Genomic DNA, 22,059 nt, shown 5'->3' with positions numbered 1-22,059 from the left:
TTTGGGCAACGGAGAAATGCGCAAGGGCGGCTTTCGGGGCCGCCCTTTTGCCTTAGCTGCGCAGCATGGCCAGCAGGCGGGTGTCGGCATAGCCGTCGGGCGTCACGCCGCGCGAGCGCTGGAAGGCCCTGATCGCCTCGGCCGACTGGCTGCCGAGCTTGCCGTCCACGCCGCCGGTGTCGAAGCCGCGGGCCATCAGCAGGCGCTGGATCTCGGCCTTTTCGCTGTTCGACAGCGTGCGGTCGCCGCGCGGCCAGCTGCCCTGGATGCCGCGGCGGCCGGCGATCGCCTCGCCCAGATAGGCCACGCCGAGGGCGTAGCTGTCCGAGGCGTTGTATTTCAGGATGGCGCGGAAGTTCTCGGTGATCAGGAAGGCCGGGCCCCGCGACCCGGCCGGCGCCAGGATCGAACCCGAGGGCACCGGCGCCCCGCTGATCGTGCGCACGCCCATCGCCGCCCATTGGCTGCCCGAATGCTGCACCGATTTGCCGGCTTGGTTGAAGTCGAAGCCCGGCGGCAGGATCACCTCGGTCCCCCAGGGCTGGCCGGGGCGCCAGCCGTTCTGGCGCAGGTAGCTGGCGGTCGAGGCCAGCGCGTCGGTCGGGTCGTCCGACCAGATGTCGCGGCGGCCGTCGCCGTTGAAGTCCACGGCATGGCCGAGGAAGGACGAGGGCATGAACTGCGTATGCCCCATGGCGCCGGCCCAGCTGCCGACCATATGGGCGCTGTCCACGTCGCCCGACTGGATGATGAGCAAGGCCGCCACCAGCTCGCCGGCGAAGAATTCGCCGCGCCTTCCGTCATAGGCCAGCGTCGCCAGCGCCGGGACGATCTGCGTATTGCCGCGGTTGGCGCCGAAATTGGATTCCATGCCCCAGACGGCCAGCACGATCTCGCGCGGGACGCCATAGCGCGCCTCGATGGCCGAAAGCGTGCTTGCATATTGCGCGGCCTTGGCGCGGCCGGTCGCGCCGCGCGTGCCGATGGCGCCGTCGAGGTATTCCCAGATCGGCTTGGTGAATTCGCTCTGCTTGCGGTCCAGCGCGACGATGCTGGGCTGGTAATGCGCCCCGGCCATGGCCCGGTCGAAGGTCGCGGGCGAGACGCCCGAGGCCAGCGCGCGCGGGCGGAAGCTTTGCACCCAGTTCTGGAAACCGGCCTCGGAGCCCTGCCCCCCGGCCGTGGGCAGCCCGCCGAAATGGCCGCCGGCGGCGCCCGGTCCCTGGTTCAGCGACACGCCGCAGCCGGCCAGCGTGCCGATCAGGATGGCCATGGTCGCGATGCGCGAGATGCGTCTGGTCATTCTGCCTGTCCGTTCCGTGTTCTTGTTCTGCCTGCTCTGCTCGCAGCCAGTCTAGCCCAGCCGGGCGCGGCTGGATAGGGGCGGATCAGCCCTGCTCGTCCCAGAGCGGCTCCATCTGCGCCACGATCACCGCGTTCTCGGCCAGCGCGCGGTCCATCAGGGCGCGCTCTTCGTCGCGGATTTCGTGGCCCTCGGCCAGGCGCTCATCGATGCTGCCGTGGCCGGTGACTTCCAGCGGCGCAAGGCCGGCCTGCTTCAGGATGGCGACGGTCTCGCGCACCGCCTCGTCCTCGGTCGTGCCGGCGGCATAGCAGACCAGCGCCGCGCCGGTGGCGCCCTGGGGCAGGCCGTCGTCGGTGGCGCGGCCGACCTGGACCAGAAGCGTATAGACCTGTTGCATGGCTTTTCCTTCGTCGCGATTTGCCGTCATATCGCCCGAAACGGACGGAGGTGACAATGAGCAAGAGCTTGCGACGGGTGCGATCGGCGCTGGAGGCTGCGGGCCTTGCCGCCCGGATCCACGAGACCGACGACAGCGCCCGCACCGCCGCAGGCGCGGCGGCGGCGGTCGGCTGCGCGCTGGACCAGATCGCCAAGTCGATCATCTTCCGCGGCGAGGAGAGCGGCCATGTCGTGCTGTTCCTGACCGCGGGCGGCAATCGCGTCGATCCGGCCAAGGCGACCGAGGTGGCCGGGCAAAGGCTGGGCAAGGCCGATGCCGAACTGATCCGGGCCGAGACCGGCTTTGCCATCGGCGGCGTGGCCCCGGTCGGGCATCTGCGGCAGATCGAGGCCTGGCTGGACCCGCGCCTGCTGGATTTCGACCTGGTCTGGGCGGCGGCGGGCACGCCGCGCCATGTCTTTGCCATCGCGCCGGCCGACCTGCTCCGCCTCACCGGCGCGAAGGCGGCGGATTTCACCGCCTGACGGGAAGGGGCGGGAAGACCCCGCCCGGTTCCGCTATCCGGCCACCGCGCGGTAGAGCCAGATCAGGATCACCGCCCCGATCAGCCCGGCGACCCCCTGCGCCAGCCAGCTGCCGGCCTGGGCGTTCAGCCCGACCAGACCCAGAAGCGCATTGCCGACGATGGCGCCGACAATGCCCAGGATGACGTTGAGGATGATCCCCGTATCCGCCTTCATGATGCTGCTGGCGATCCAGCCCGCAAGACCGCCGACGATGATCGCGGCCAGCCAACCCAAACCCTGCATGTGAAACTCCGCTTTCAGGACATTCGTGCGGGTTGAACGCAGCGGCGGCGCTTGGGTTTCACGCCGGGCTCACGCAAGGGCGAGCCCGGTGCAGGGGCGCAACGGTTCAGTCGCGCAGAAGCTCGTTGATCGAGGTCTTGGAGCGGGTCTGCGCATCGACCCGCTTGACGATCACCGCGCAATAGAGGTTCACGCCGTTCTTCGACGGCATCGAGCCGGCGACGACCACCGAACCCGCCGGAACCTCGCCATACATCACCTCGCCGGTCTCGCGGTCGACGATCTTGGTGGACTTGCCGATGAAGACGCCCATGCCGAGGACCGAGCCCTCGCGCACGATGCAGCCCTCGACCACCTCGGACCGCGCGCCGATGAAGCAATTGTCCTCGATGATGGTGGGGCCGGCCTGCATCGGTTCCAGCACGCCGCCGATGCCGACGCCGCCCGACAGGTGCACGTTCTTGCCGATCTGCGCGCAGGAACCGACCGTGGCCCAGGTATCGACCATCGTGCCCTCGTCGACATAGGCGCCCAGGTTGACGAAGCTGGGCATCAGCACCACGCCCTTGGCGATATAGGCCGAGCGGCGCACGACGCAGTTCGGCACCGCACGGAAACCGGCGACCTTCCATTGCGCCTCGCCCCAATGGGCGAACTTGCTGTCCACCTTGTCCCACCAGGTGCCGCCCTGCGGCCCGCCCGTCTGGACCTCCATGTCCTTCAGGCGAAAGCCCAGCAGCACGGCCTTTTTCGCCCATTGGTTGACGTGCCAGTCGCTGCCGCGCTTTTCGGCGACGCGCAGCTCGCCCTTGTCCAGCGCCTCCAGCGTGGCCTCGACGGCATCGCGGACCTCGCCCCTGGTGGCGGGGGTGATCTGGTCGCGGATCTCCCAGGCGGATTCGATGGCGGCTTCAAGGGCGTCATTCGACATGGTCTGGCCTCTCAACGGTGGAAACTCTTGCCCAAGGGCTATAAGCCGAGGGGTGCGGCCGCGCAATGCGGCGGTTTCGGCCAGAGGATTGGATGACAGAACTTGACGAGCGCAGCCACCCGTTCCGCGACAGCCATCAGGACGTGGCGGTGGCGCAGACCACGCCCGACACGGCCCAGACCCGCGCGCCGGCCTATCGGCTGGCCTTCACCGACACCGAATTCCTGCTGCGCGAAGAGCTGCGCCCGGTGCGGCTGCAGCTTGAGTTGCTGAAGCCGCAGATGATCATGGATGCGCGCGGCATCCGCTCGACCGTGGTGATGTTCGGCGGCGCCCGCATCCCCTCGCCCGAGCGGCGCGAGGGCGCGCGCACGCCGGTCCTGGCGGCGCTGTCGCATTACTATGACGAGGCGCGGCGCTTTGCCCGGCTGATGACCGAGCGCAGCCTGAAAAGCTATGGTGCCGAGAACGTGATCTGCACCGGCGGCGGGCCGGGGGTGATGGAGGCGGGCAACCTGGGCGCGCACGAGGCCGGCGGCGCCTCGATCGGGCTGTCCATCGTGCTGCCGCACGAACAGACGCCGAATGCCTATGTGACCCCGGACCTGTGCTTCAACTTCCACTATTTCGCCATTCGCAAGATGCATTTCCTGATGCGGGCCAAGGCGGTCACGGTGTTTCCGGGCGGCTTCGGCACCATGGACGAGATGTTCGAGGCGCTGACCCTGATCCAGACCGGCCGGATGAGGCGGGTGCCCTTCATCCTGTTCGGGCCGGAATTCTGGCACAAGGTCATCAACTGGCAGGCGCTGGCCGAGGCCGGCACCATCAGCCCCGAGGACCTGGAGCTGATCAGCTTCGTCGAAAGCGCCGACGAGGCGGTCGAGATCATCGACAACTGGGTCGTGCCCTGCCCCTGAAACGGGGCAGGCGCCGGCCGGGCCCAGATCCTGGGCACCCGGCTTCGCGCAGCTTTGGGCGCTGAATGGCCGGTCATGCAGCCGATCATGCGCGGTCGCGTTCCGCTGGCTGCTTCGTTCCGCTAGCTGCTTCGTTCCGTCGGCCCCTTCTTCCGCCGGCCCCTTCTTCGGTCGGATGCCCTTTCAGGCCGCTTTCCGTTCAGGCCACCTTTCCGACCCGGCGGCCTTTACTTCGGTCACAGGCCTTTGGGGGTCGCGGCCGAGGCTGTGTGAAAACTCCAACTCCGAAAATTTACGAAGAACAGTTTCCTTAGAAATACATTCACGGCGGCCCGCCTTAGAACAAAGTCTCTCCGCAATGCCAGCAGGCGAACATTGTTCCATGCCCGGCCATGCTCGACTGAATTTCCACACAGCCTCGGCCCATTTCGGTCACGAACCTTTCCGGTCACGGGCCCTTTCCTTTCAGGCGCCCTTACCGGTGCAGGGCACCATCCTTCGGGGCCTTTATATCCTTCGGGGGCCTTTCGTCCGAGGGCCACAACAATGACTGCGGATCTTTCGTAGGGCACCTTTCCCGCTCAACCGCTTTTCGTTCGGGCCTTCCCGCTCAGGCGCTTTTTTCGTTCGGCAGCCTTTCCCGCCCCGGCGCCGCCACGCGCTACGGACCCAGGTCGCCGGAGCGTCGCCGCGGATCGCATCGCACCGGGGCAGGCATCACGACGCCAGCATGTCGGACAGCCGGGGCAGCGTGAACAGATCGACCTTGTCAGCTTCGTCTCCTCGGGTCCGGGCGACATCGAACTCCTGACCCTGCGCGCCGCGCGGCTGCTGGCCCAGGCGGACGTGGTGCTTTACGACGACCTCGCCTCGGGAAGGCCGGTGCTGGAGCAGGCCGGCCCGCAGGCCGAGCGCATCCCGGTCGGAAAGCGCGCCGGCCGCCCCTCGGCCAGGATTCGAGCAGGCTAACCCGGCCTTTCCGCCAGGGCTATTTCGGCCACCAGGCCACGAAATCGCCCGCCGCGACATTCGGCGGCGGGCCGCCGCCCCGGCGTTCCGTCGCCGCCCGCGCCTGCTGCGCCTGGGCCGCGCCGTGGCGATAAGTCGCATGCGACAGCTCCGGCCGCATCTCGGGTTCCGGCTGATCCTCGACGGCGCGAATCACGATGGTGCCCAGCTTCAGCGCGCGCTGAAAGGATTCATCGTCGCCATAGATCGCGGTCAGGAAGCGGATCACCTTGGCCCGAAACACCGCGCGATCCTGCGGCCCGTCGGCATCCTCGGCCGCGGATGCGGCCGAGCCGCCGCCCTGCACAGCCTGGGCCGATGCGGCCTGCCGCGAATGGTCGATGCCCTGGTGGCCAAGCTGCATGTCCTGCCCCACGCCGCCGGATTCCTCGACCGCGGGCACCTCGGGCTGGGCGCGGGCAAGGGTGGGACCGACGATTTCGACCTCTCGCGCCGCCTGCGTGGCGGCGGGACCGGCCCGGCTTTGGATCTGGTGAACGGTTGGAATCATGACACACCCGAAGATACTGATCTGGATATGCCCATCATAGCCGTTTCCCGGCGGATTTCACCCGCTCTTTGCCGGGTGTTTTCTTAAAATCCTAGCAATCTGAACGGCTTGTCATTCGCGGTGATAGGGACTGCCGGCCAGGATGGTGGTGGCGCGATAGATCTGCTCGGCCAGCATGACGCGGACCAGCATATGCGGCCAGACCATGCGGCCGAAGCTGATCGCCAGATCGGCCCGGTCGCGCAGGCTGGGGTCGATGCCATCGGCGCCGCCGATCACGAAGGCAATGTCGCGCGCCTGGTCGCGCCAGCCGGCGATGCGGGCGGCAAATTCGGGGGAACTCAGCATCTGGCCACGCTCGTCCAGCACCACCAGGGCGGCACCGTCGGGGATGGCCCTGGCCAGCAGCGCCGCCTCGGCCGCCATGCCGCCGCCGCGACGGTCGTCGACCTCGGCCAGGGTGACGGGGGGCAGGCCCAGACCGCGGCCCGCCTTGGCGTGACGGTCCAGGTAATCGGCGATCAGCTTCGCCTCGGGGCCCTGCCGCAGCCGCCCGACCGCGGCAATGACCATGCGCATGGATCAGATCTGGTGCTTGCCGGCCTCGATGGCGGCGTGTTCGGCGCGCAGCCGCTCAAGCGTGGCCGAACGCAGGGCGTCGGCGGGCATCCACATCTTTTCCAGCTGATAGAACTCGCGGACCTCGGGGCGGAAGACATGGACGATCACGTCGTCGGTGTCGATCAGCACCCAATCGCCGGTCTCCTTGCCCTCGATCCGGGCCGAGCGGCCGGTCTGTTCCTTCAGGCGCTCGACCAGCTTTTCGGCGATCGAGGCCACCTGCCGCGCGTTCCGGCCCGAGGCGATCACCATGTGATCGGCCATGGCCGAGCGGCCACGCAGGTCGATGGTCACGACATCCTCGGCCTTGTCGTCGTCAAGAGAGGCAAGAATGCGGTCCAGTAGCTGATCGCTCGTCAGCCCGGATTCCGCGGTGGTCGCAGCCGGCGCAGCGGCCGGCGAGACGGTATTGGACAGGGTTCATCCTCCGGTCATCACGCCGATCTCCCCCGGCGCCGGGGCCTTACCAATGTAGCACGGAATCGCGCCCGCTCAATGCAGGCGCAGCGGATTTCTGGACGCATCCGCCGGCGGGCAGGCCGAAACCGGCAGATTTCCCCAGGGATCGGCGCATCTGACCTGCCCCGCGCCCCAGGCCAGATGCAGGCTTTCGGCACCCGCCGCCGCCCGCGCCTGCTTCAGCGGCGTGTCCGCCCAATGCACCGCCAGCGCGAAAACGGCCACGCAGATCAGCGGGATCGCCCGCAGGATGATGCGAATCAGCATGATCGGTCCCCTTTCCCGTGTCTTTCGGCGCCAAGATAGGGACCATTTCCCAACTTGGAATTAACAGGGCCGTGTGGCGATATTGAATATGACGTGAAATCGCCCTATTAATGCCCCTATGCGAGGATTCGTCTATTTCGACATTCACGACCGCGCCCGCCTGCCCGGCCGGTTCTACGGCGAAAGCCTGTCCGTCACCGCCCGACTTTGACGGGAGCGGGCGCTTGCGCGCGCCCTGCCGCAGGCTGCGGCACCCCCTCCGCCCTTTCCCAGCTAGTCTTCCAGAAAAGAGACAGCCATGACCGGCAACACGAACGCGGGCGCGCCCCGCACCCTCTACGACAAGATCTTCGACGCCCATGTGGTCGAGCGTTCCGAGGACGGCACCTGCATCCTCTATATCGACCGGCACCTGGTGCATGAGGTGACCTCGCCCCAGGCCTTCGAAGGGCTGCGCATGGCCGGGCGCAAGGTGCGCCGCCCCGACCAGACCATCGCCGTGCCGGACCACAACGTGCCCACGACGCCCGACCGCGTGGACGGGATCGAGAACCCCGAGGGCCGCATCCAGGTCGCCGAGCTGGACAAGAACGCGCGCGAATTCGGGCTGAACTATTACCCGATGAACGACATCCGCCAGGGCATCGTGCATATCGTCGGCCCCGAGCAGGGCTGGACCCTGCCCGGCATGACCGTGGTCTGCGGCGACAGCCACACCGCGACGCATGGCGCCTTCGGCGCGCTGGCGCATGGCATCGGCACCTCGGAGGTCGAGCATGTGCTGGCCACCCAGACGCTGATCCAGAAGAAATCCAAGAACATGAAGGTGGAGATCACCGGCAAGCTGCGTCCCGGCGTGACCGCCAAGGACATCACCCTGTCGGTGATCGGCGCCACCGGCACCGCCGGCGGCACCGGCTATGTCATCGAATATTGCGGCGAGGCGATCCGCGACCTGTCGATGGAAGGCCGCATGACCGTCTGCAACATGGCGATCGAGGGCGGCGCCCGCGCCGGGCTGATCGCGCCGGACGAAAAGACCTTCGAATATGTCAAGGGCCGCCCGCACGCCCCGAAGGGCGCCGCATGGGAGGCCGCCGTCGCCTGGTGGAAGACGCTGTTCTCGGACGAGGGCGCGCATTGGGACAAGGTCGTCACCATCCGCGGCGAGGACATCGCCCCGGTCGTGACCTGGGGCACCTCGCCCGAGGACGTGCTGCCGATCACCGGCAAGGTGCCCGCGCCCGAGGATTTCGAGGGCGGCAAGGTCGAGGCCGCGCGCCGCAGCCTGGACTACATGGGCCTGAAGCCGGGCACGCCGCTGAACGAGATCAGCATCGACGCGGTCTTCATCGGCTCCTGCACCAACGGCCGGATCGAGGATCTGCGCGCCGCCGCCGGCATCCTGAAAGGCCACAGGCTGGCGCCGGGCGTGCGCGGCATGGTGGTGCCGGGCTCGGGCCTGGTGCGCATGCAGGCCGAGGAAGAGGGGCTGGACAAGATCTTCATCGACGCCGGCTTCGAATGGCGCCTGGCCGGCTGCTCGATGTGCCTGGGCATGAACCCCGACCAGCTGGCGCCGGGCGAGCGCTGCGCCGCGACCTCGAACCGCAACTTCGAGGGCCGCATGGGCCGTGGCGGCCGCACCCACCTGATGTCGCCGGTGATGGCGGCCGCAGCCGGGATCAGGGGCCACCTGACCGACGTGCGCGAACTGCTGGCGGAAACCGTCTGATGGCGAGCGGCGCGGGGCCTTACCGGCCCCGCCGCAGCAGCATCAAGGCGTTGATCGCAATCAGCCAGAGCCCGGCGTTCTCGAACCAGAAGTTGTATTTGATGTTCGCGAAATCGGCGCTGATGAGCCTGTCCACATGATGAAAGCCCACCGCGCGCACCAGCACGAAGCCGCACAGCACGGCCAGCCCCAGCAGGGCCGGGCCGTTGCGGCGCATGTGCCCGCGCAGGGCATTCGTCGTCCAGGCCAGCGCGAGTGCCACGCCCAGCACCAGCCCGGCGATGAAGGCCAGCTGCACCATATGGCGGTCGTCGTACCAGCCCTGCGCCCGCGCCATGCAGCGTCCGGTGGCGGTCAGCGCGGTCTGCAGGTCCAGCTGCTTGTTCACCCCCAGGAAGGCCATCAGCCCGGCGATCGTCAGCCACAGCCCTCGCGCCGCGCCGGCCGGACGGCGGCGCAGCACCATGACGGCCAGCACGAAGCACAGGAAGTAAGAGAGCACCGTCAGCCAGCCGGTGATCTCGGGGTCTCCGATCTGCGGCCTCCAGTCGCGCGCAATGCAGGCGCGCAGGGCCGCAAGGCTGGAAAACCCGAAAAACATCAGCGAAGCCCTTTCCATGGCGCAAGGCGCCGGACGGGTCTCGGTTAACGGGCCGCTGCGGCCCAAGTCAATTCTGCGAGGATCACGACATGGACAAGTTCACCACCCTGACCGGAATCGCGGCACCCATGCCGCTGGTCAACATCGACACCGACATGATCATCCCGAAACAGTTCCTGAAGACGATCCACCGCTCGGGTCTGGGCAAGAACCTGTTCGACGAGATGCGCTATGACGCCCAGGGCAACGAGATCCCGGATTTCGTGCTGAACCAGCCGGCCTGGCGCGACAGCCAGATCATCGTCGCCGGCGACAACTTCGGCTGCGGCAGCTCGCGCGAACACGCGCCCTGGGCGCTGCTGGATTTCGGCATCCGCTGCGTGATCTCGACCAGCTTCGCCGACATCTTCTACAACAACTGCTTCAAGAACGGCATCCTGCCCATCGTCATGCCGCCAGAGGTGGTGGACGTGCTGATGGAGGACGCCAAGAAGGGCGCCAACGCCCGCATGACCGTGGATCTGGAAAACATGACCGTGACCACCTCGGACGGGCAGAGCTTCCCCTTCGAGCTGGACCCGTTCCGCCGCCACTGCCTGCTGAACGGGCTGGACGACATCGGCCTGACCATGGAAAAGGCCCCCGCCATCGACGCCTACGAGGCGCAGATGGCCCAGAGCCGGCCTTGGGTGTAAGCTCACTGGCCGGGGCGGCCCTGCTGGCCGCCCTTGGCCTGGCCGCCCAGGCCGATCCGCTGCGGATCGCGACCTTCAGCCCCGACCTGTCGCGCGACGGGCCGGGGCTTTTGTTGCGCGACCTCGGCCGCAAGGATGCGCAGATCGACGCCGTGGTGCAGGTGTTGGCGGAAACCCGGCCCGACATCCTGCTGCTGACGCATTTCGACTGGGATTACGAGAACAGCGCGCTGGACGCCTTTGCCGCCAGGCTGGCGCAGGCCGGGCTGGACTATCCGCACCGCTTCGCCGCCCGGCCGAATTCCGGCATGGCGACCGGGCTCGACCTGAACGCCGACGGGCGGCTGGGCACGGCCGACGATGCGCAGGGCTTCGGCACCTTCTCGGGACAGGGGGGCATGGCGATCCTGTCGCGCCATCCCATCGGTCCGGTCAAGGATTACGCGGATTTCCTGTGGCGCGACCTGCCCGACAACCTGATGCCGCCGCTGCCCGAGGAGGTGGCGGCCATCCGCCGCCTGTCCTCGACCGCGCATTGGGATGCGGTGGTCACGGTCGCGGGCCGGCCGCTGCACCTCTTGGCCATGTCCGCGACGCCGCCGGTCTTCGACGGGCCCGAGGATCTGAACGGGCGACGCAACCATGACGAGCTGGCGTTCTGGCTGCATCACCTGCCCGACGGCCCCTTCGTTCTGGCCGGGAACCTGAACCTCGACCCCCTGGACAGCGAAGGCCGGCCCGAGGCGCTGGCCCGGATCATGGCCCATGTCACCGACCCCCTGCCCCGCAGCGCGGGCGGCGCGGCGGCCAAGGGCGGGGTGAACGACGGCCACCGGGGCGATCCGGCGCTGGATACCGGCGACTGGCCGGACGACAAGCCGCCGGGCAACCTGCGCGTCGATTACGTCCTGCCGGCAAGGCCGCTCAAGGTGCTGGACTCGGGCGTGTTCTGGCCGGCCGAGGGACCGCTGGCCAAGGCCGCGCTGGCCGCTTCCGCGCACCGGCTGGTCTGGGTCGACCTGGACTGGCCGCCGGCACCCTGATTCGGACAAGCCCCTTCCGCCCGCCCCCCGCGCGATTCCCCGGCATCTTCTCCGTTGTCCAAATACCCATGCGACGGCGCCGCCCGCCGGCCCGTCGCCCGGCCTTCGACCCCGCCCGCAGCGGCCGCCCGATTCCGCTTGCCGCCGCCGCGGCATCGCAGGTAACATGCGCGTGTATCGGTGCCCCTTTCCGGGGCCAAAAGGGAATGCGGTGCGGTCCTCGGCGTCTCGGGGGCCAAATCCGCAGCCGCCCCCGCGACTGTAGGCGGAGAGCGGACGTCCATCGCGCCACTGGCCATCCGGCCGGGAAGGCGGGCGTCTGCCGTGACCCGCAAGCCAGGAGACCTGCCGATGCATGGAACCGCAATGTCGTCGGGTTGGACGACCAAAGGAAAGGGTCGCAGATGACCGCAAAACCCATGACCGCCGCCGGCGCCAGCCGTGCCTCGGTCCTGTTTCCCGCCATCGCCGCCTTCGCGATCGGCTTCGGGCTGATCTTCATGTCCGGGCTGGTGCAGGCCGAGACCCTGCATGACGCCGCCCATGACGTGCGTCACGCGACCGGCTTCCCCTGCCACTGACATGTTCTCGCGCATTCTGACCAGCGGGTTGATCGCTGGCGCTGCAACGGGGCTGATTGCCGCCCTGTTGCAGCTTTGGTTCGTGCAGCCCGTGCTGCTGCATGCCGAACTGTATGAATCCGGCCAACTGGCCCATTTCGGTGCCGAGGCCGTCAGCGCACACCAGGACTTGGGGCCCTTCGAATGGACCCGCAACATGCTTTCGGTCCTGTTCACCATGATGGTCTATGCCGGCTACGGGCTGATGCTGGTGGCGCTGATGGCGCTGTCCGAGGCGCAGGGCAACGCGGTCACGGCGCGGCAGGGGCTGCTTTGGGGCCTGGCCGGCTACCTGACCATGCAGCTTGCCCCCGCCTTCGGCCTGGCGCCGGAAGTGCCGGGCGTCGCCGCCGCCGATGTGCAGCTGCGCGCGATCTGGTGGCTGGGCACCGCCGCCGCCACCGGGCTGGCGCTGTGGCTGGTCGCCTTTGGCAAGGGCTGGGCGGCCTGGGGCGTGGCCATCGTGCTGATCCTGGCGCCGCATGTGATCGGCGCGCCGCAGCCCGACAGCTATGCCGGCCCGGTCCCGCCCGAGCTTTCGGCGGAATTCGCCGGGCGCGCCCTGGGTGCCGGCGCCATGGCCTGGGCGCTGCTCGGCCTGCTGGCCGGCTGGTTCTGGCAGCGCGAAAGCCAGCGCGCGCCGGTGCCGCAAGCCGCCTGATCCGGGCCGCAACCGTTTCGGCCGGGCGTGCCTGTCGCGCCCGGCCCTTTCATGAAAGCGGGGAAAAGACATGGATCGTTCGATCCCGATGCTGCTGATCGGCCTGATCTTCGGCGGCGGCATGGGCTTCGTCATCGCCGCCGCCAACGGCATCACGCTGGACGGCCACGACCACGGCGCGCATGGCCACGGCACCCAGGCCGCGGCGCATGACCACGGCGCGCCCATCGACCTGCCCGCGGGCAGCGCCACCGCCTCGGCCCGGCTGGAGCCCGACAGCACCGCCGGCTGGAACCTGTTCGTCGAGGCCGAGGGCTTCTGCTTCGCCCCCGAACATGCCGGGCTGGCCGATCGCCGCGGCGAGGGCCATGCGCATCTTTACCTGAACGGCGCCAAGATCGCCCGGCTCTACGGCCCGGCCCATCACCTCGACATGCTCGCCGCCGGCGACCGGCTGCGGGTCGAGCTGAACTCGAACGACCACCGCCCGCTGACCGTGGCGGGCCGGCCGCTCGCCGTGGAACTGACCGTGCCCGACCGCCCGGTCGGCATCCGCGCCGGGGCCGAGGGCCTGCCCGACAGCGCCATTTGCGCCACGCCCTGATGATGCGGTTCGGCCCCGAGGACCAGGCCGCGCTGGACCGCATCCTGCGCTGGCGCCGCGACGTGCGGCATTTCCGCGACGACCCGATCCCCGAGCCGCTGCTGGAGGAATTGCGCGCGGCGATGGAACTGGCGCCCTCGGTCGGCAATGCCCGGCCCTGGCGGGTGATCCGGGTCGAAAGCCCCGATCTGCGCGCCGCGATCCGCGCCGATTTCCTGCGCTGCAATGCCCGGGCCGCCGCCCGCTACCAGGGCCGGCAGCGGCAGGAATACGATGCGCTGAAGCTCGCCGGGCTGGACCGCGCGCCGGTCTGGCTGGCCGTCTTTACCGAGATCGACCCGTCCGAGGGCCACGGCCTTGGCCGCGCCACCATGCCGCAGACCCTGCGGCAATCGACGGCGATGGCGATCCATGCGCTGTGGCTCGCGGCACGGGTGCGCAACCTGGGCCTGGGCATGGTCTCGATCCTCGACCCCGCGCGGATCGGCCCGCTGCTGGCGGTGCCCGAAAGCTGGGAGTTCTCGGCGCTGCTCTGCCTCGGCTGGCCCGAGTTCACCGACGACACGCCGCTGCTGCACCGCACCGGCTGGCAGGAAAACACCGCCCCCGGCTGGCAGCGGCGCTGAAAGGCCCCGCCGCATCGGGCGGGGCCGCTTGGTTCAGGGCTGCGAGGTGGCCGGGCCCATGGGCTGGCCGTTGACGGTAAAGGGGCCGCCGCCCTCGGGCATCTGGATGTCCCAGACATTCTCGCCGCTCGCGCCGGGCTTGGCCATGGCGCGGGCCATGCGCAGCATCATCAGCGGCTGGGCGGCCTCTTCGGGCGGGGCCGCGGCCAGCGCCGCCTCGACCTTGTCGAGCCCCGTGGCCGAGATCAGCGCCGCGCCGGTGGGCGCCGCGCCCGGACCGGCCGCGATGTCCGCGCGATAGTCGATCTGGTAGCCGTCGCCCTTGATCTGCGACGGCGCAAGCTTCAGGTCGGCCGTGCCGCCGGGCAGCAGCGCCACCTGCAGCTGTTCGGGCACCAGCCGCGCGAAGGGTTCCTCGGCGGTCAGGTCGAAGCCCTCGATCAGCATCTTCGCCGGCGCCGCCAGGTCGAAGCCCGAGGCGGTGAAATCCAGCGTCACCTCTTGCGGCAGGATCGGCTCGACCCAGGGCGGCAGCACGCCCTCGGGCACGGTCACGCCCGACAGCGCCACCCGTTCGTGCAGCCGGCCGTCGGCTGTGGCGCCGGACAGGCCGACCGTCACCTTGGTCGAGGCAAGGCCGAATTCGCCCAGCGGAGAGCCGATCTTCAGATCATGCAGGACCGCGTCCATCGACAGGTCGTCCCACAGCGGCATGGCGGCGGCCAGCTTGTCGCGCAGCCCGTCCTGCGAGCCCTCGATCCGCTCCTCGGACGGATGGGCGACGAACCAGGCGAGCAGGGACAGCATGCCTTCGGTGCGCGCGCCGGTGATCTGGCCGCTGCCCTCGTAGCCGGGCGCGGTGATCTGGAAGGTCATCGGCTGGCCGCCCGGAGCCATCAGGATCTCCTGCGACAGCTCCAGCCCCTCGGCGGTGAAGTTCATGGCCTGGTCGACGCCGCCGGCCTTGCCGGGCCCGCCGGTCAGCGACATCTCCATCCGCGCCGTGCGCTGGTGATCGCGCGAGATGATCTCGGGCTCGGCCGGGGGCTGTTCGGGCGCGGCTTCGGCGCCGGGCGGCGGCGGGGGCGCATATTGCACCGACTCGATGACGTAATCCGTCATCACCGCCGTCTGTTCGCGGAAACTCATCAGCCCCTCGTCCCAGATGCCGGTGGATTCGACCCTGGTCGTGCCCTTCTGCTCGAACAGGCGCGGCACCACCACCGACCAGCTCAGCACCTGGTCCTCGCTGACGCCCCAGCTGCCGTCGCCATTGTCGGTCAGCCGATAGGTCAGGGCCGAGACGCTGACCTGGGCCTGCTCGGCCGGAACCTGCGCCAGAAGCGGCGCCGGGTCGATCCGCAGCTCATAGCTTTCGCCCTGGGGGGTGACGGCGACCACGCCCTCGGCGCCGCCGAAATAGGTCTGGAAAACGCCGCGCAGCCGCGCGGCCCCCTCTTCGGTGGCAGGCACGGCCCAGGCCGCCGAGACGGGGCAGATCGCCAGCAGCGCCACAAGGCCTTGTCTCGCAAACATGTCCGAACATCCTTTCGAATTCACTGATCCTGCACAAGCGGCAGATGACAGGAAACAGGCTAGAACTCCACCCCCGGTTGCGCCTTGATGCCATCGCGGAAGGGATGCTTGACCTGCTCCATCTCGGACACAAGATCGGCAAGCTCGATCAGTTCCGGCTTGGCGTTGCGCCCGGTCAGGACCACATGCGTCATCGGCGGTTTTTCGCTGCGCAGGAAATCCAGCACCTCGTCCAGGTCCAGGTAGTCATAGCGCAGCGCGATGTTGATCTCGTCCAGCAGGACCATGCGGATCTGCGGATCGCGGATCAGTTCCTTGGCCTTTTCCCAGCCGGCGCGGGCGGCGGCGATGTCGCGCTCGCGGTCCTGGGTTTCCCAGGTGAAGCCCTCGCCCATGGCGTGGAACTGGCACAGGTCGCCGAAATGCGTGGTCAGCAACCGCCGCTCGCCGGTGTCCCAGGCGCCCTTGATGAACTGCACCACCGCGCAGGGCATGCCATGGGCGATGCAGCGCAGGATCATGCCGAAGCCCGAGGACGACTTGCCCTTGCCCTTGCCGGTATGGACGATGACCAGGCCCTTCTCGCCCTGCTTCTCGGCCATCATCCGGTCGCGGGCGGCCTTGATCCGGGCCATCTTCTCGGCGTGGCGGGTATTGTCGTCGGTCTGCATCGGGCACTCCTTCGCTTGACAAGTCGGGACCGGGCGCGCACAGACGAGAGGCGCTGGTTCCTGTCCTACGACAGGCGAAGAGGGAATGCGACAGGCAACCGCCTGGAAGCAGCCGCCCCCGCGACCGTGACCGGAAAGGTCGCCCCGAGGCCACTGGCGAGACGCCGGGAAGGCGGGGCGGCCGTGGGCCCAGGCCCGAATCCGCAAGCCGGGAGACCTGCCAGCGCGCGAAGGATTGACCGGCGGACGGGGTGTTCCCGCTGGGGCTTGGGCGCTGGTCCCCTGCCTCGTGCCGCCTTGAGGGATGAAGGGCGCATGACCGTCACGCTGCATGTCTGCATCACCTGCCGCGCCGGCCAGCCCGTCCCCGAGGGCGAGCCCGTGCCCGGCGCGCGGCTGCATGACGCGCTGGCGGCCGAAGGCGCCCCCGACGGCGTGCGCATCGTCCCCGTCGAATGCCTGTCCGCCTGCGCCAACGGCGCCGCCATCGCGCTGTCGGCGCCGGGCCGCTGGACCTATGTCTACGGCCGCATGTCGGCCGAGGACGCGACCGAGATCCTGCTGGGCGCCGCCGCCTATGCCCAGGCCCCCGACGGCATCGTGCCCTGGCGCGAGCGCGTCACGATTTTCCGCAAGCGCAGCCTCGCGCGCATTCCCCCGATTGGATAGAAGATGAGCGACCTGACCAAGACCCCCGTCACCGTCATCACCGGCTTTCTGGGCGCCGGCAAGACCACGCTGATCCGCCACCTGATGTCGCAGCCGCAGGGCAAGCGGCTGGCGGTGCTGGTCAACGAATTCGGCACCATGGGCGTCGACGGCGAGATCCTGAAGTCCTGCGCCGACGAGAATTGCCCGGCCGAGAACATCATGGAGCTGTCGAACGGCTGCATCTGCTGCACCGTCGCCGACGACTTCATTCCGACGCTGGAACGGCTGATGGCGATGCCGGTCAAGCCCGACCACATCCTGATCGAGACCTCGGGCCTAGCCCTGCCCAAGCCCTTGCTGAAAGCCTTCGACTGGCCGGCGATCCGCTCGCGCATCACCGTGGACGGGGTGATCGCGCTCGCCGATGCCGAGGCGGTGGCGGCCGGCCGCTTCGCCCCCGACGAGGCCGCGGTCGAGGCGCAGCGCGCCGCCGACGACAGCCTCGACCACGAGACGCCCCTCTCCGAGGTGTTCGAGGACCAGATCGCCTGCGCCGACATCGTGCTGCTGTCCAAGGCCGACCTGGCCGGCGAGCAGGGGCTGGCCGCCGCCCGCGCCGTGATCGAGGCCGAGGCGCCGCGCAAGCTGCCGATCCTGCCGCTGACCGACGGGGTGATCGACCCGCGCGTGATCCTGGGCCTGGGTGCCGCGGCCGAGGACGACCTCGCCGCCCGCCCCAGCCACCACGACGGCGCCGACGACCACGAACACGACGATTTCGACTCGGTGGTGATCGAGCTGGCCGAGATCGCCGACCCCGGCGAGCTTGCCGCCCGCATCGAGCGGCTGGCCCGCGAACAGAACATCCTGCGGGTCAAGGGCCATGTCGCCGTCGCCGGCAAGCCCATGCGCCTGCTGGTGCAGGCGGTGGGCGAGCGGGTGCGGCACCAATACGACCGGCCCTGGGGCGACGCCCCCCGCGCCTCGCGCCTGGTGGTGATCGCCGAGCATGACGACATCGACGAGGCCGCGATCCGGGCGGTCCTGGCTGCCTGACGATGCATGTCGTCTTCCGCGAAAGCCGTGGGCTGGAAGAGACCGAGGTTCCGACCGACCCCGGCCAAGGCCCCGCCGACCTGGTCGTGCTGTCCTATTCCGACAGCGACCTCGGCGCTTTCGCGGCGGGCTGGCATCGCGCTGCCGGGCGGCTGCCTTCGCTGCGGCTGTGCAACCTCTCGGCGCTGCGGCACCCGGTCTCGGTCGATCAGTATTGCGAGGCAACGCTTTCCGGCGCCCGCGCCGTGCTGGTCCGGCTGATCGGCGGCGAGCCCTATTGGCATTACGGCGTCGCCAGCCTTCAGGATCTGGCCCGCCGCCGCGGGATCGCCCTGGCCTTCCTGCCGGCGGACGGGCGTCCCGACCCAACGCTGGAGCGGTTTTCCACCCTGCCGCTGCCGCTGCTGCATCGGCTGGCGGCGCTTTGCGACCAGGGCGGCGCGGTCGCGGCGCAGATGGCGCTGGCGGAACTGGCCGGGGCCGCCGGCCTGCCCGCCGCCCCGGTCCAGGGGCAGGCCGCGATCCCTGACTTCGGCTTCTACGATCCCGACCGCGGCGTCATCGACCGCCCCCGGCCCGACCCCGCACCCGGCGTGCTGGTCAGCTTCTATCGCAGCTACCTGACCGCGGCCGACCTGGCGCCGGTGGATGCGATGATCCGCGCCCTGCGCACGGCCGGCTTTGCCGCGACCGGGGTCTTTGCGCCCTCGCTGAAGGCGCCGGGCTTTGCCGACTGGCTGGCGCCGCACCTGCCCGGCCTTGTCGCGGTGGTGAACCTGACCGCCTTTTCCGCCCGCGACGATGCCGGCGCCACGCCCTTCGACGGCACGGATTGCCCGGTCTTCCAGGTGGCGCTGTCCACCGCGCCCCGCGCCCTCTGGGCGGCCGAGGACCGCGGGCTTTCCGCCGCCGACCTGGCGATGCATGTCGTGCTGCCCGAGGTGGACGGCCGCATATTCCTGGGCGCGATCAGCTTCAAGGAACCGCAAGAGCGCGACCCCGACCTGCAATTCGCCCGCGTGATCCATGCCCCCGACCCGGACCGCATCGACGCGGCGGTGGCGCGGATCACCGCCTGGCACCGGCTGCGGCAGGCGACACGCCGCGCGGTGGTGCTGTCCACCTATCCCGGCAAGGCGCATCAGCTGGCCCATGCGGTCGGACTGGACGCGCTGGCCTCCTGCAGCGCGATCCTTGGGCTTCCCCATGACGACCTGGGCCGGCGGCTGACCGCCGAGCGCATCCACTGGCCGCTCTCGGACTACCAGCAAGCGCTGGCCCGCCTGCCGCAACGCCTGCGCGACGACCTCGCCGCCGCATGGGGCGAGCCCCCCGACGGCTTCCGTTTCGCCGCCCTCCGCCACGGCGCCGACCTGATCGCCCTGCAACCCGAACGCGGCGAGGCAAAGACCCGCGCCGACGACTACCACGACCTGACGCGCACCCCGCGCCATGAATATGTCGCCTTCTACCTGTGGCTGCGCGCGCAGGCGGACGTGCTGATCCACATGGGCGCGCATGGCACGCTGGAATGGCTGCCCGGCAAGTCGGTTGCCCTGTCGGGCGAATGCTGGCCCGAGGCGCTGCTGGCCGACATGCCGGTGATCTATCCCTTCATCGTCAACGATCCGGGCGAGGCCGCGCAGGCCAAGCGCCGGCTTTCCGCCGTGACGCTGGGCCACCTGCCGCCGCCGCTGGCGGATTCCGCGGTGCCCGAGAACCTCGCGCATCTGGAACGGCTGCTCGACGAATATTCCACCGCCGACGGGCTGGACCCGCGCCGCCGCGACCGGCTGATCCTGGCCATCCGCGACGAGGCCCGCGCCGCCGGGGTGGAAACCGACCTGGGCCTGCCCCCCGACGCCGCGGCGGCCGAGGCGATCCCGCTGATCGACCGCTTCCTCTGCGATCTCAAGGACAGCCGCTTCGGCGACGGGCTGCATGTCTATGGCACCGCTCCGGGCGAAGCCGAAGGGCTGGCGCGCGCGCTGGCCGGCCAGCGGGTCGCCCCCGGCCCCTCGGGCTCGCCGGCGCGGGGGCGGCAGGACGTGCTGCCGACCGGGCGCAACCTTTTCACCGTCGATCCCCGCGCCGTGCCCTCGCGCAATGCCCATGCCCAGGGGGTGAAACTGGCCGAGGAACTGCTGCGCCGCCACCTGCAGGACCAGGGCGACTGGCCCCGCGGCCTGGTCGTGGACCTCTGGGGCAGCGCCACCATGCGCACGGCGGGCGAGGAATTTGCCATGGCGCTGCATCTCGCCGGCCTCAGCCCGCGCTGGGACGGCGCCTCGGGCCGGGTCGCGGGCATCGAGATCCTGCCCCTGGCCGAGCTTGGCCGGCCGCGGATCGACGTGACGCTGCGGGTCTCGGGCCTGTTTCGCGACATCTTCCCCGGCCTCGCCCAGCTTTTCGAGACCGGGGCCGAGGCGCTGGCGGCCCGCGACGAAACCCCAGCCGACAACCCTTATCGCAACCGCGCCCCCCGCGTCTTCGGCCCCAGGCCCGGCCTTTACGGCCTCGGCATCGCCGACCTGGCCGAGAGCTTCACCGACCAGGCGCGGCAGGCGGCGGGCGAGGCGTGGCTGGCCGCCTCCTCCCATGCCATCGCCGCCGATGGCCGGATCACCCACCAGCCGCAGGCGATCCGCGACCGCTTGGCCCAGGCCGATGCCTTCGTCCATGCGCAGGACCTGCCGGAATCCGACCTGCTGCTGGCCGGCGACCATGCCGCGCATGAGGCGGGCTTCGCCGCCGCCATGGCGCGGATCGGCGCCGCGCGGCCGGCGCTCTACCACCTCGACGCCACCCGCCCGGACCAGCCGCGGGCCCGGACCCTGGCCGAGGAAATCGCCCGCGTCACCCGCGCCCGCGCCGCCAATCCGGCCTGGGCCGACGGCATGATGCGGCACGGCTTTCGCGGCGCGGCCGAGATCGCGGCGACGCTGGACCACATGGCCGCCTTCGCCAACCTGGCCGGCGTGGTGCCCGGCCATCTCTTCGACCTCTATCACGACGCCACGCTGGGCCGGCCCGAGGTCCTGGCCTTCATGGAACGCGAAAACCCCGCCGCGCTCGCCGCCATGCGCGCGCTTTTCGCGCGGCTGCTCGAATCGGGCCTCTGGGTCAGCCGCCGCAACTCGGTCCTGGCGGAGCTGGCGCCATGAGCTTCGCCGTCAAGGGCTGGTGCCCCGGTGCGCTGCGGCCGATGCAATCGGGCGACGGGCTGGTGCTGCGCATCCGGGCGCGGAACGGCCGGCTGGAACCGGACCAGGCACGGCTGATCGCGGCACTCTCGGCGCGGCACGGCAACGGGCTGATGGACCTGACCAGCCGCGCCAACCTGCAACTGCGCGGGCTGGACCCTTCCGGCCATGCCGCGACCGTCGCCGCCCTGGCCGGCATCGGCCTGATCGATGACGACCCGGAATCCGAGGCACGGCGCAACGTGATCCTGTCGCCCTTCGCCCCGATGGGCGGCCCAGCCTGGCAACTGGCCGAGGCCATCGCCCAGGCGATGACCGCGCCCGATGCGCCGCAGGTGCCCGGCAAGTTCGGCTTTGCCGTCGATGCCGACCCGCCGGTGCTGGCCGACACGCCCGCGGACATCAGGCTGCGCCCGCAGGGCCCAGGCTGGCTGATCCTGCCGGACGGCGCCGACTGGGCGCTCAAGGCCGATAACACCGCCCAGGCCGCCACCCGCGCCATCGCCCTGGCGCATTGGTTCATGCAAGGCGGCGTGCAGGACGGCCGCGGGCGGATGCGCGACCACCTGCGCCGCGCCCCCGCCCCGCCCCATGGCGCGACCCCGCTGCCGTCTTCTCTGTTGCCCAAATACCCATGCGACAGCGCCACCGGAACCGCCGGCGCCCATCCGCCCGACCCCGGCCCGGCACCGAACGGCTGGCTGCTGGGCTTCGCCTTCGGCCAGATCACGCCGGCGCAGCTGGCCGCCGCCGCCGCGATCGGCCCCTTGCGCCTGACCCCCTGGCGCGCGCTGCTGATCGAAGGCGCGGCCCGCCCGCGGATCAAGGGCGCGATCCTCGACCCCCACGACCCGCTCCTGCGCATCCATGCCTGCACCGGCGCGCCCGGCTGCCCGCAGGCTTTGGCCGATGTCCGCGCCCTGGCCCGCAGCCTCGCCCCGCGCCTTGCCCCCGGCCAAAGCCTGCATGTCAGCGGCTGCGCCAAGGGCTGCGCGCATCGGGGCGCGGCCTCGGTCACGCTGGTCGCCACCGCGCCCGACCGCTTCGACCTGATCCGGGACGGCGGCACCCGCGATCCCGCCGCGCAGGGCGGGCTTGCGCCGCATCGCATCCCGCTCTGACCTT

24 protein-coding genes, 1 pseudogene and 2 riboswitches are annotated in these 22,059 nt (G+C 70.0%); of the genes and pseudogenes, 14 read left to right on the top strand and 11 right to left on the bottom strand.

Annotated elements, in window-relative coordinates; translation table 11 throughout:
• Positions 1-52: 52 nt before the first annotated feature.
• Positions 53-1,303, bottom strand: coding sequence for a lytic murein transglycosylase (locus E3U25_RS21700; protein ID WP_116223085.1), 1,251 nt, complete (start codon positions 1,301-1,303; stop codon positions 53-55).
• A gap of 85 nt (positions 1,304-1,388) precedes the next feature.
• Entirely contained in the window at positions 1,389-1,703 is a 315-nt protein-coding gene (locus tag E3U25_RS21695; protein ID WP_116223287.1) for a hypothetical protein, read from the bottom strand.
• Between the two features lie 56 nt (positions 1,704-1,759).
• Between E3U25_RS21695 and E3U25_RS21690 the strand changes: the two genes are divergently transcribed.
• A complete protein-coding gene (locus E3U25_RS21690) occupies positions 1,760-2,230 on the top strand; it encodes a YbaK/EbsC family protein (RefSeq protein ID WP_036752035.1) in 471 nt (156 codons plus the stop codon).
• Between the two features lie 33 nt (positions 2,231-2,263).
• On the opposite strand, the gene E3U25_RS21685 is transcribed toward E3U25_RS21690, so the two are convergent.
• Both E3U25_RS21685 and dapD read right to left on the bottom strand, forming a co-directional pair.
• Complete coding sequence (locus tag E3U25_RS21685; RefSeq protein ID WP_024843035.1) at positions 2,264-2,515, bottom strand: GlsB/YeaQ/YmgE family stress response membrane protein; 252 nt, start codon at positions 2,513-2,515, stop codon at positions 2,264-2,266.
• Between the two features lie 106 nt (positions 2,516-2,621).
• On the bottom strand, positions 2,622-3,446 hold the full coding sequence (gene dapD, locus E3U25_RS21680) for a 2,3,4,5-tetrahydropyridine-2,6-dicarboxylate N-succinyltransferase (RefSeq protein WP_036752038.1): 825 nt from the start codon (positions 3,444-3,446) through the stop codon (positions 2,622-2,624).
• Between the two features lie 92 nt (positions 3,447-3,538).
• On the opposite strand from dapD, the gene E3U25_RS21675 reads away from it, so the two are divergent.
• On the top strand, positions 3,539-4,366 hold the full coding sequence (locus E3U25_RS21675) for an LOG family protein (protein ID WP_036752041.1): 828 nt from the start codon (positions 3,539-3,541) through the stop codon (positions 4,364-4,366).
• A gap of 759 nt (positions 4,367-5,125) precedes the next feature.
• Positions 5,126-5,320 (top strand): annotated as a pseudogene (locus E3U25_RS21670) (SAM-dependent methyltransferase); the annotation flags it as partial.
• A 34-nt stretch (positions 5,321-5,354) separates the two neighbouring features.
• On the opposite strand, the gene E3U25_RS21665 reads toward E3U25_RS21670, so the two are convergent.
• The 4 genes from E3U25_RS21665 to E3U25_RS21650 form a co-directional block, all read right to left on the bottom strand.
• Entirely contained in the window at positions 5,355-5,885 is a 531-nt protein-coding gene (locus tag E3U25_RS21665) for a hypothetical protein (RefSeq protein ID WP_116223086.1), read from the bottom strand.
• Positions 5,886-5,996: 111 nt separating this feature from the next.
• Positions 5,997-6,464: a 23S rRNA (pseudouridine(1915)-N(3))-methyltransferase RlmH gene (gene rlmH / locus E3U25_RS21660; protein WP_114535009.1), complete on the bottom strand. Its 468-nt coding sequence runs from the start codon at positions 6,462-6,464 to the stop codon at positions 5,997-5,999.
• Between the two features lie 3 nt (positions 6,465-6,467).
• The gene (gene rsfS / locus E3U25_RS21655; RefSeq protein ID WP_114535008.1) at positions 6,468-6,866 is read right to left on the bottom strand and encodes a ribosome silencing factor; all 399 of its coding nucleotides are present in this window, start codon (positions 6,864-6,866) and stop codon (positions 6,468-6,470) included.
• Between the two features lie 132 nt (positions 6,867-6,998).
• Positions 6,999-7,232, bottom strand: a complete 234-nt coding sequence (locus E3U25_RS21650; protein WP_036752050.1) for a hypothetical protein — start codon at positions 7,230-7,232, stop codon at positions 6,999-7,001.
• Between the two features lie 298 nt (positions 7,233-7,530).
• On the opposite strand from E3U25_RS21650, the gene leuC reads away from it, so the two are divergent.
• Positions 7,531-8,967 (top strand): 3-isopropylmalate dehydratase large subunit, encoded by a 1,437-nt coding sequence (gene leuC, locus E3U25_RS21645; RefSeq protein ID WP_036752053.1) that lies wholly within the window; start codon positions 7,531-7,533, stop codon positions 8,965-8,967.
• 19 nt (positions 8,968-8,986) lie between these two features.
• Here the strand turns inward: leuC and E3U25_RS21640 are convergent, their stop codons facing one another.
• A complete protein-coding gene (locus E3U25_RS21640; RefSeq protein ID WP_052095767.1) occupies positions 8,987-9,568 on the bottom strand; it encodes a hypothetical protein in 582 nt (193 codons plus the stop codon).
• Positions 9,569-9,657: 89 nt separating this feature from the next.
• On the opposite strand from E3U25_RS21640, the gene leuD reads away from it, so the two are divergent.
• From leuD to bluB, 6 genes are all read left to right on the top strand, one after another.
• The gene (gene leuD, locus E3U25_RS21635; RefSeq protein WP_114535007.1) at positions 9,658-10,263 is read left to right on the top strand and encodes a 3-isopropylmalate dehydratase small subunit; all 606 of its coding nucleotides are present in this window, start codon (positions 9,658-9,660) and stop codon (positions 10,261-10,263) included.
• The gene (locus E3U25_RS21630; RefSeq protein WP_116223087.1) at positions 10,254-11,306 is read left to right on the top strand and encodes an endonuclease/exonuclease/phosphatase family protein; all 1,053 of its coding nucleotides are present in this window, start codon (positions 10,254-10,256) and stop codon (positions 11,304-11,306) included. The genes leuD and E3U25_RS21630 overlap by 10 nt, the downstream gene beginning before the upstream one ends.
• Before the next feature lie 161 nt (positions 11,307-11,467).
• Positions 11,468-11,673: riboswitch (cobalamin riboswitch) on the top strand.
• A gap of 37 nt (positions 11,674-11,710) precedes the next feature.
• Positions 11,711-11,887: a CbtB domain-containing protein gene (locus tag E3U25_RS21625; RefSeq protein ID WP_024843046.1), complete on the top strand. Its 177-nt coding sequence runs from the start codon at positions 11,711-11,713 to the stop codon at positions 11,885-11,887.
• A 1-nt stretch (position 11,888) separates the two neighbouring features.
• The gene (locus tag E3U25_RS21620) at positions 11,889-12,587 is read left to right on the top strand and encodes a CbtA family protein (RefSeq protein WP_036752064.1); all 699 of its coding nucleotides are present in this window, start codon (positions 11,889-11,891) and stop codon (positions 12,585-12,587) included.
• Positions 12,588-12,657: 70 nt separating this feature from the next.
• Positions 12,658-13,191: a hypothetical protein gene (locus E3U25_RS21615; RefSeq protein WP_116223088.1), complete on the top strand. Its 534-nt coding sequence runs from the start codon at positions 12,658-12,660 to the stop codon at positions 13,189-13,191.
• A gap of 2 nt (positions 13,192-13,193) precedes the next feature.
• Positions 13,194-13,817, top strand: coding sequence for a 5,6-dimethylbenzimidazole synthase (bluB, locus tag E3U25_RS21610; RefSeq protein ID WP_114535161.1), 624 nt, complete (start codon positions 13,194-13,196; stop codon positions 13,815-13,817).
• Positions 13,818-13,850: 33 nt separating this feature from the next.
• Here the strand turns inward: bluB and E3U25_RS21605 are convergent, their stop codons facing one another.
• Positions 13,851-15,353, bottom strand: coding sequence for a hypothetical protein (locus E3U25_RS21605; RefSeq protein ID WP_116223089.1), 1,503 nt, complete (start codon positions 15,351-15,353; stop codon positions 13,851-13,853).
• 59 nt (positions 15,354-15,412) lie between these two features.
• Entirely contained in the window at positions 15,413-16,024 is a 612-nt protein-coding gene (cobO, locus tag E3U25_RS21600) for a cob(I)yrinic acid a,c-diamide adenosyltransferase (RefSeq protein WP_114535003.1), read from the bottom strand.
• A 37-nt stretch (positions 16,025-16,061) separates the two neighbouring features.
• Positions 16,062-16,263, top strand: a riboswitch (cobalamin riboswitch).
• A 76-nt stretch (positions 16,264-16,339) separates the two neighbouring features.
• Here cobO and E3U25_RS21595 point away from each other — a divergent pair.
• The 4 genes from E3U25_RS21595 to E3U25_RS21580 are packed head-to-tail and all read left to right on the top strand — an operon-like array spanning position 16,340 to position 22,055.
• Positions 16,340-16,693 carry a DUF1636 family protein gene (locus E3U25_RS21595; RefSeq protein ID WP_036752083.1) on the top strand — a complete coding sequence of 118 codons (354 nt, stop codon included), beginning with the start codon at positions 16,340-16,342 and terminating at the stop codon, positions 16,691-16,693.
• Positions 16,694-16,696: 3 nt separating this feature from the next.
• Positions 16,697-17,731: a cobalamin biosynthesis protein CobW gene (gene cobW, locus E3U25_RS21590; RefSeq protein WP_036752088.1), complete on the top strand. Its 1,035-nt coding sequence runs from the start codon at positions 16,697-16,699 to the stop codon at positions 17,729-17,731.
• Between the two features lie 2 nt (positions 17,732-17,733).
• Positions 17,734-20,895, top strand: a complete 3,162-nt coding sequence (gene cobN / locus E3U25_RS21585; RefSeq protein ID WP_116223090.1) for a cobaltochelatase subunit CobN — start codon at positions 17,734-17,736, stop codon at positions 20,893-20,895.
• Positions 20,892-22,055 (top strand): precorrin-3B synthase, encoded by a 1,164-nt coding sequence (locus tag E3U25_RS21580; RefSeq protein WP_116223091.1) that lies wholly within the window; start codon positions 20,892-20,894, stop codon positions 22,053-22,055. The genes cobN and E3U25_RS21580 overlap by 4 nt, the downstream gene beginning before the upstream one ends.
• Positions 22,056-22,059: the final 4 nt, after the last annotated feature.

Origin of the sequence: Paracoccus versutus (assembly GCF_029909795.1) — a bacterium.
GTDB lineage: Bacteria > Pseudomonadota > Alphaproteobacteria > Rhodobacterales > Rhodobacteraceae > Paracoccus > Paracoccus versutus.
This window is presented reverse-complemented; position numbering and strand designations above follow the sequence as displayed.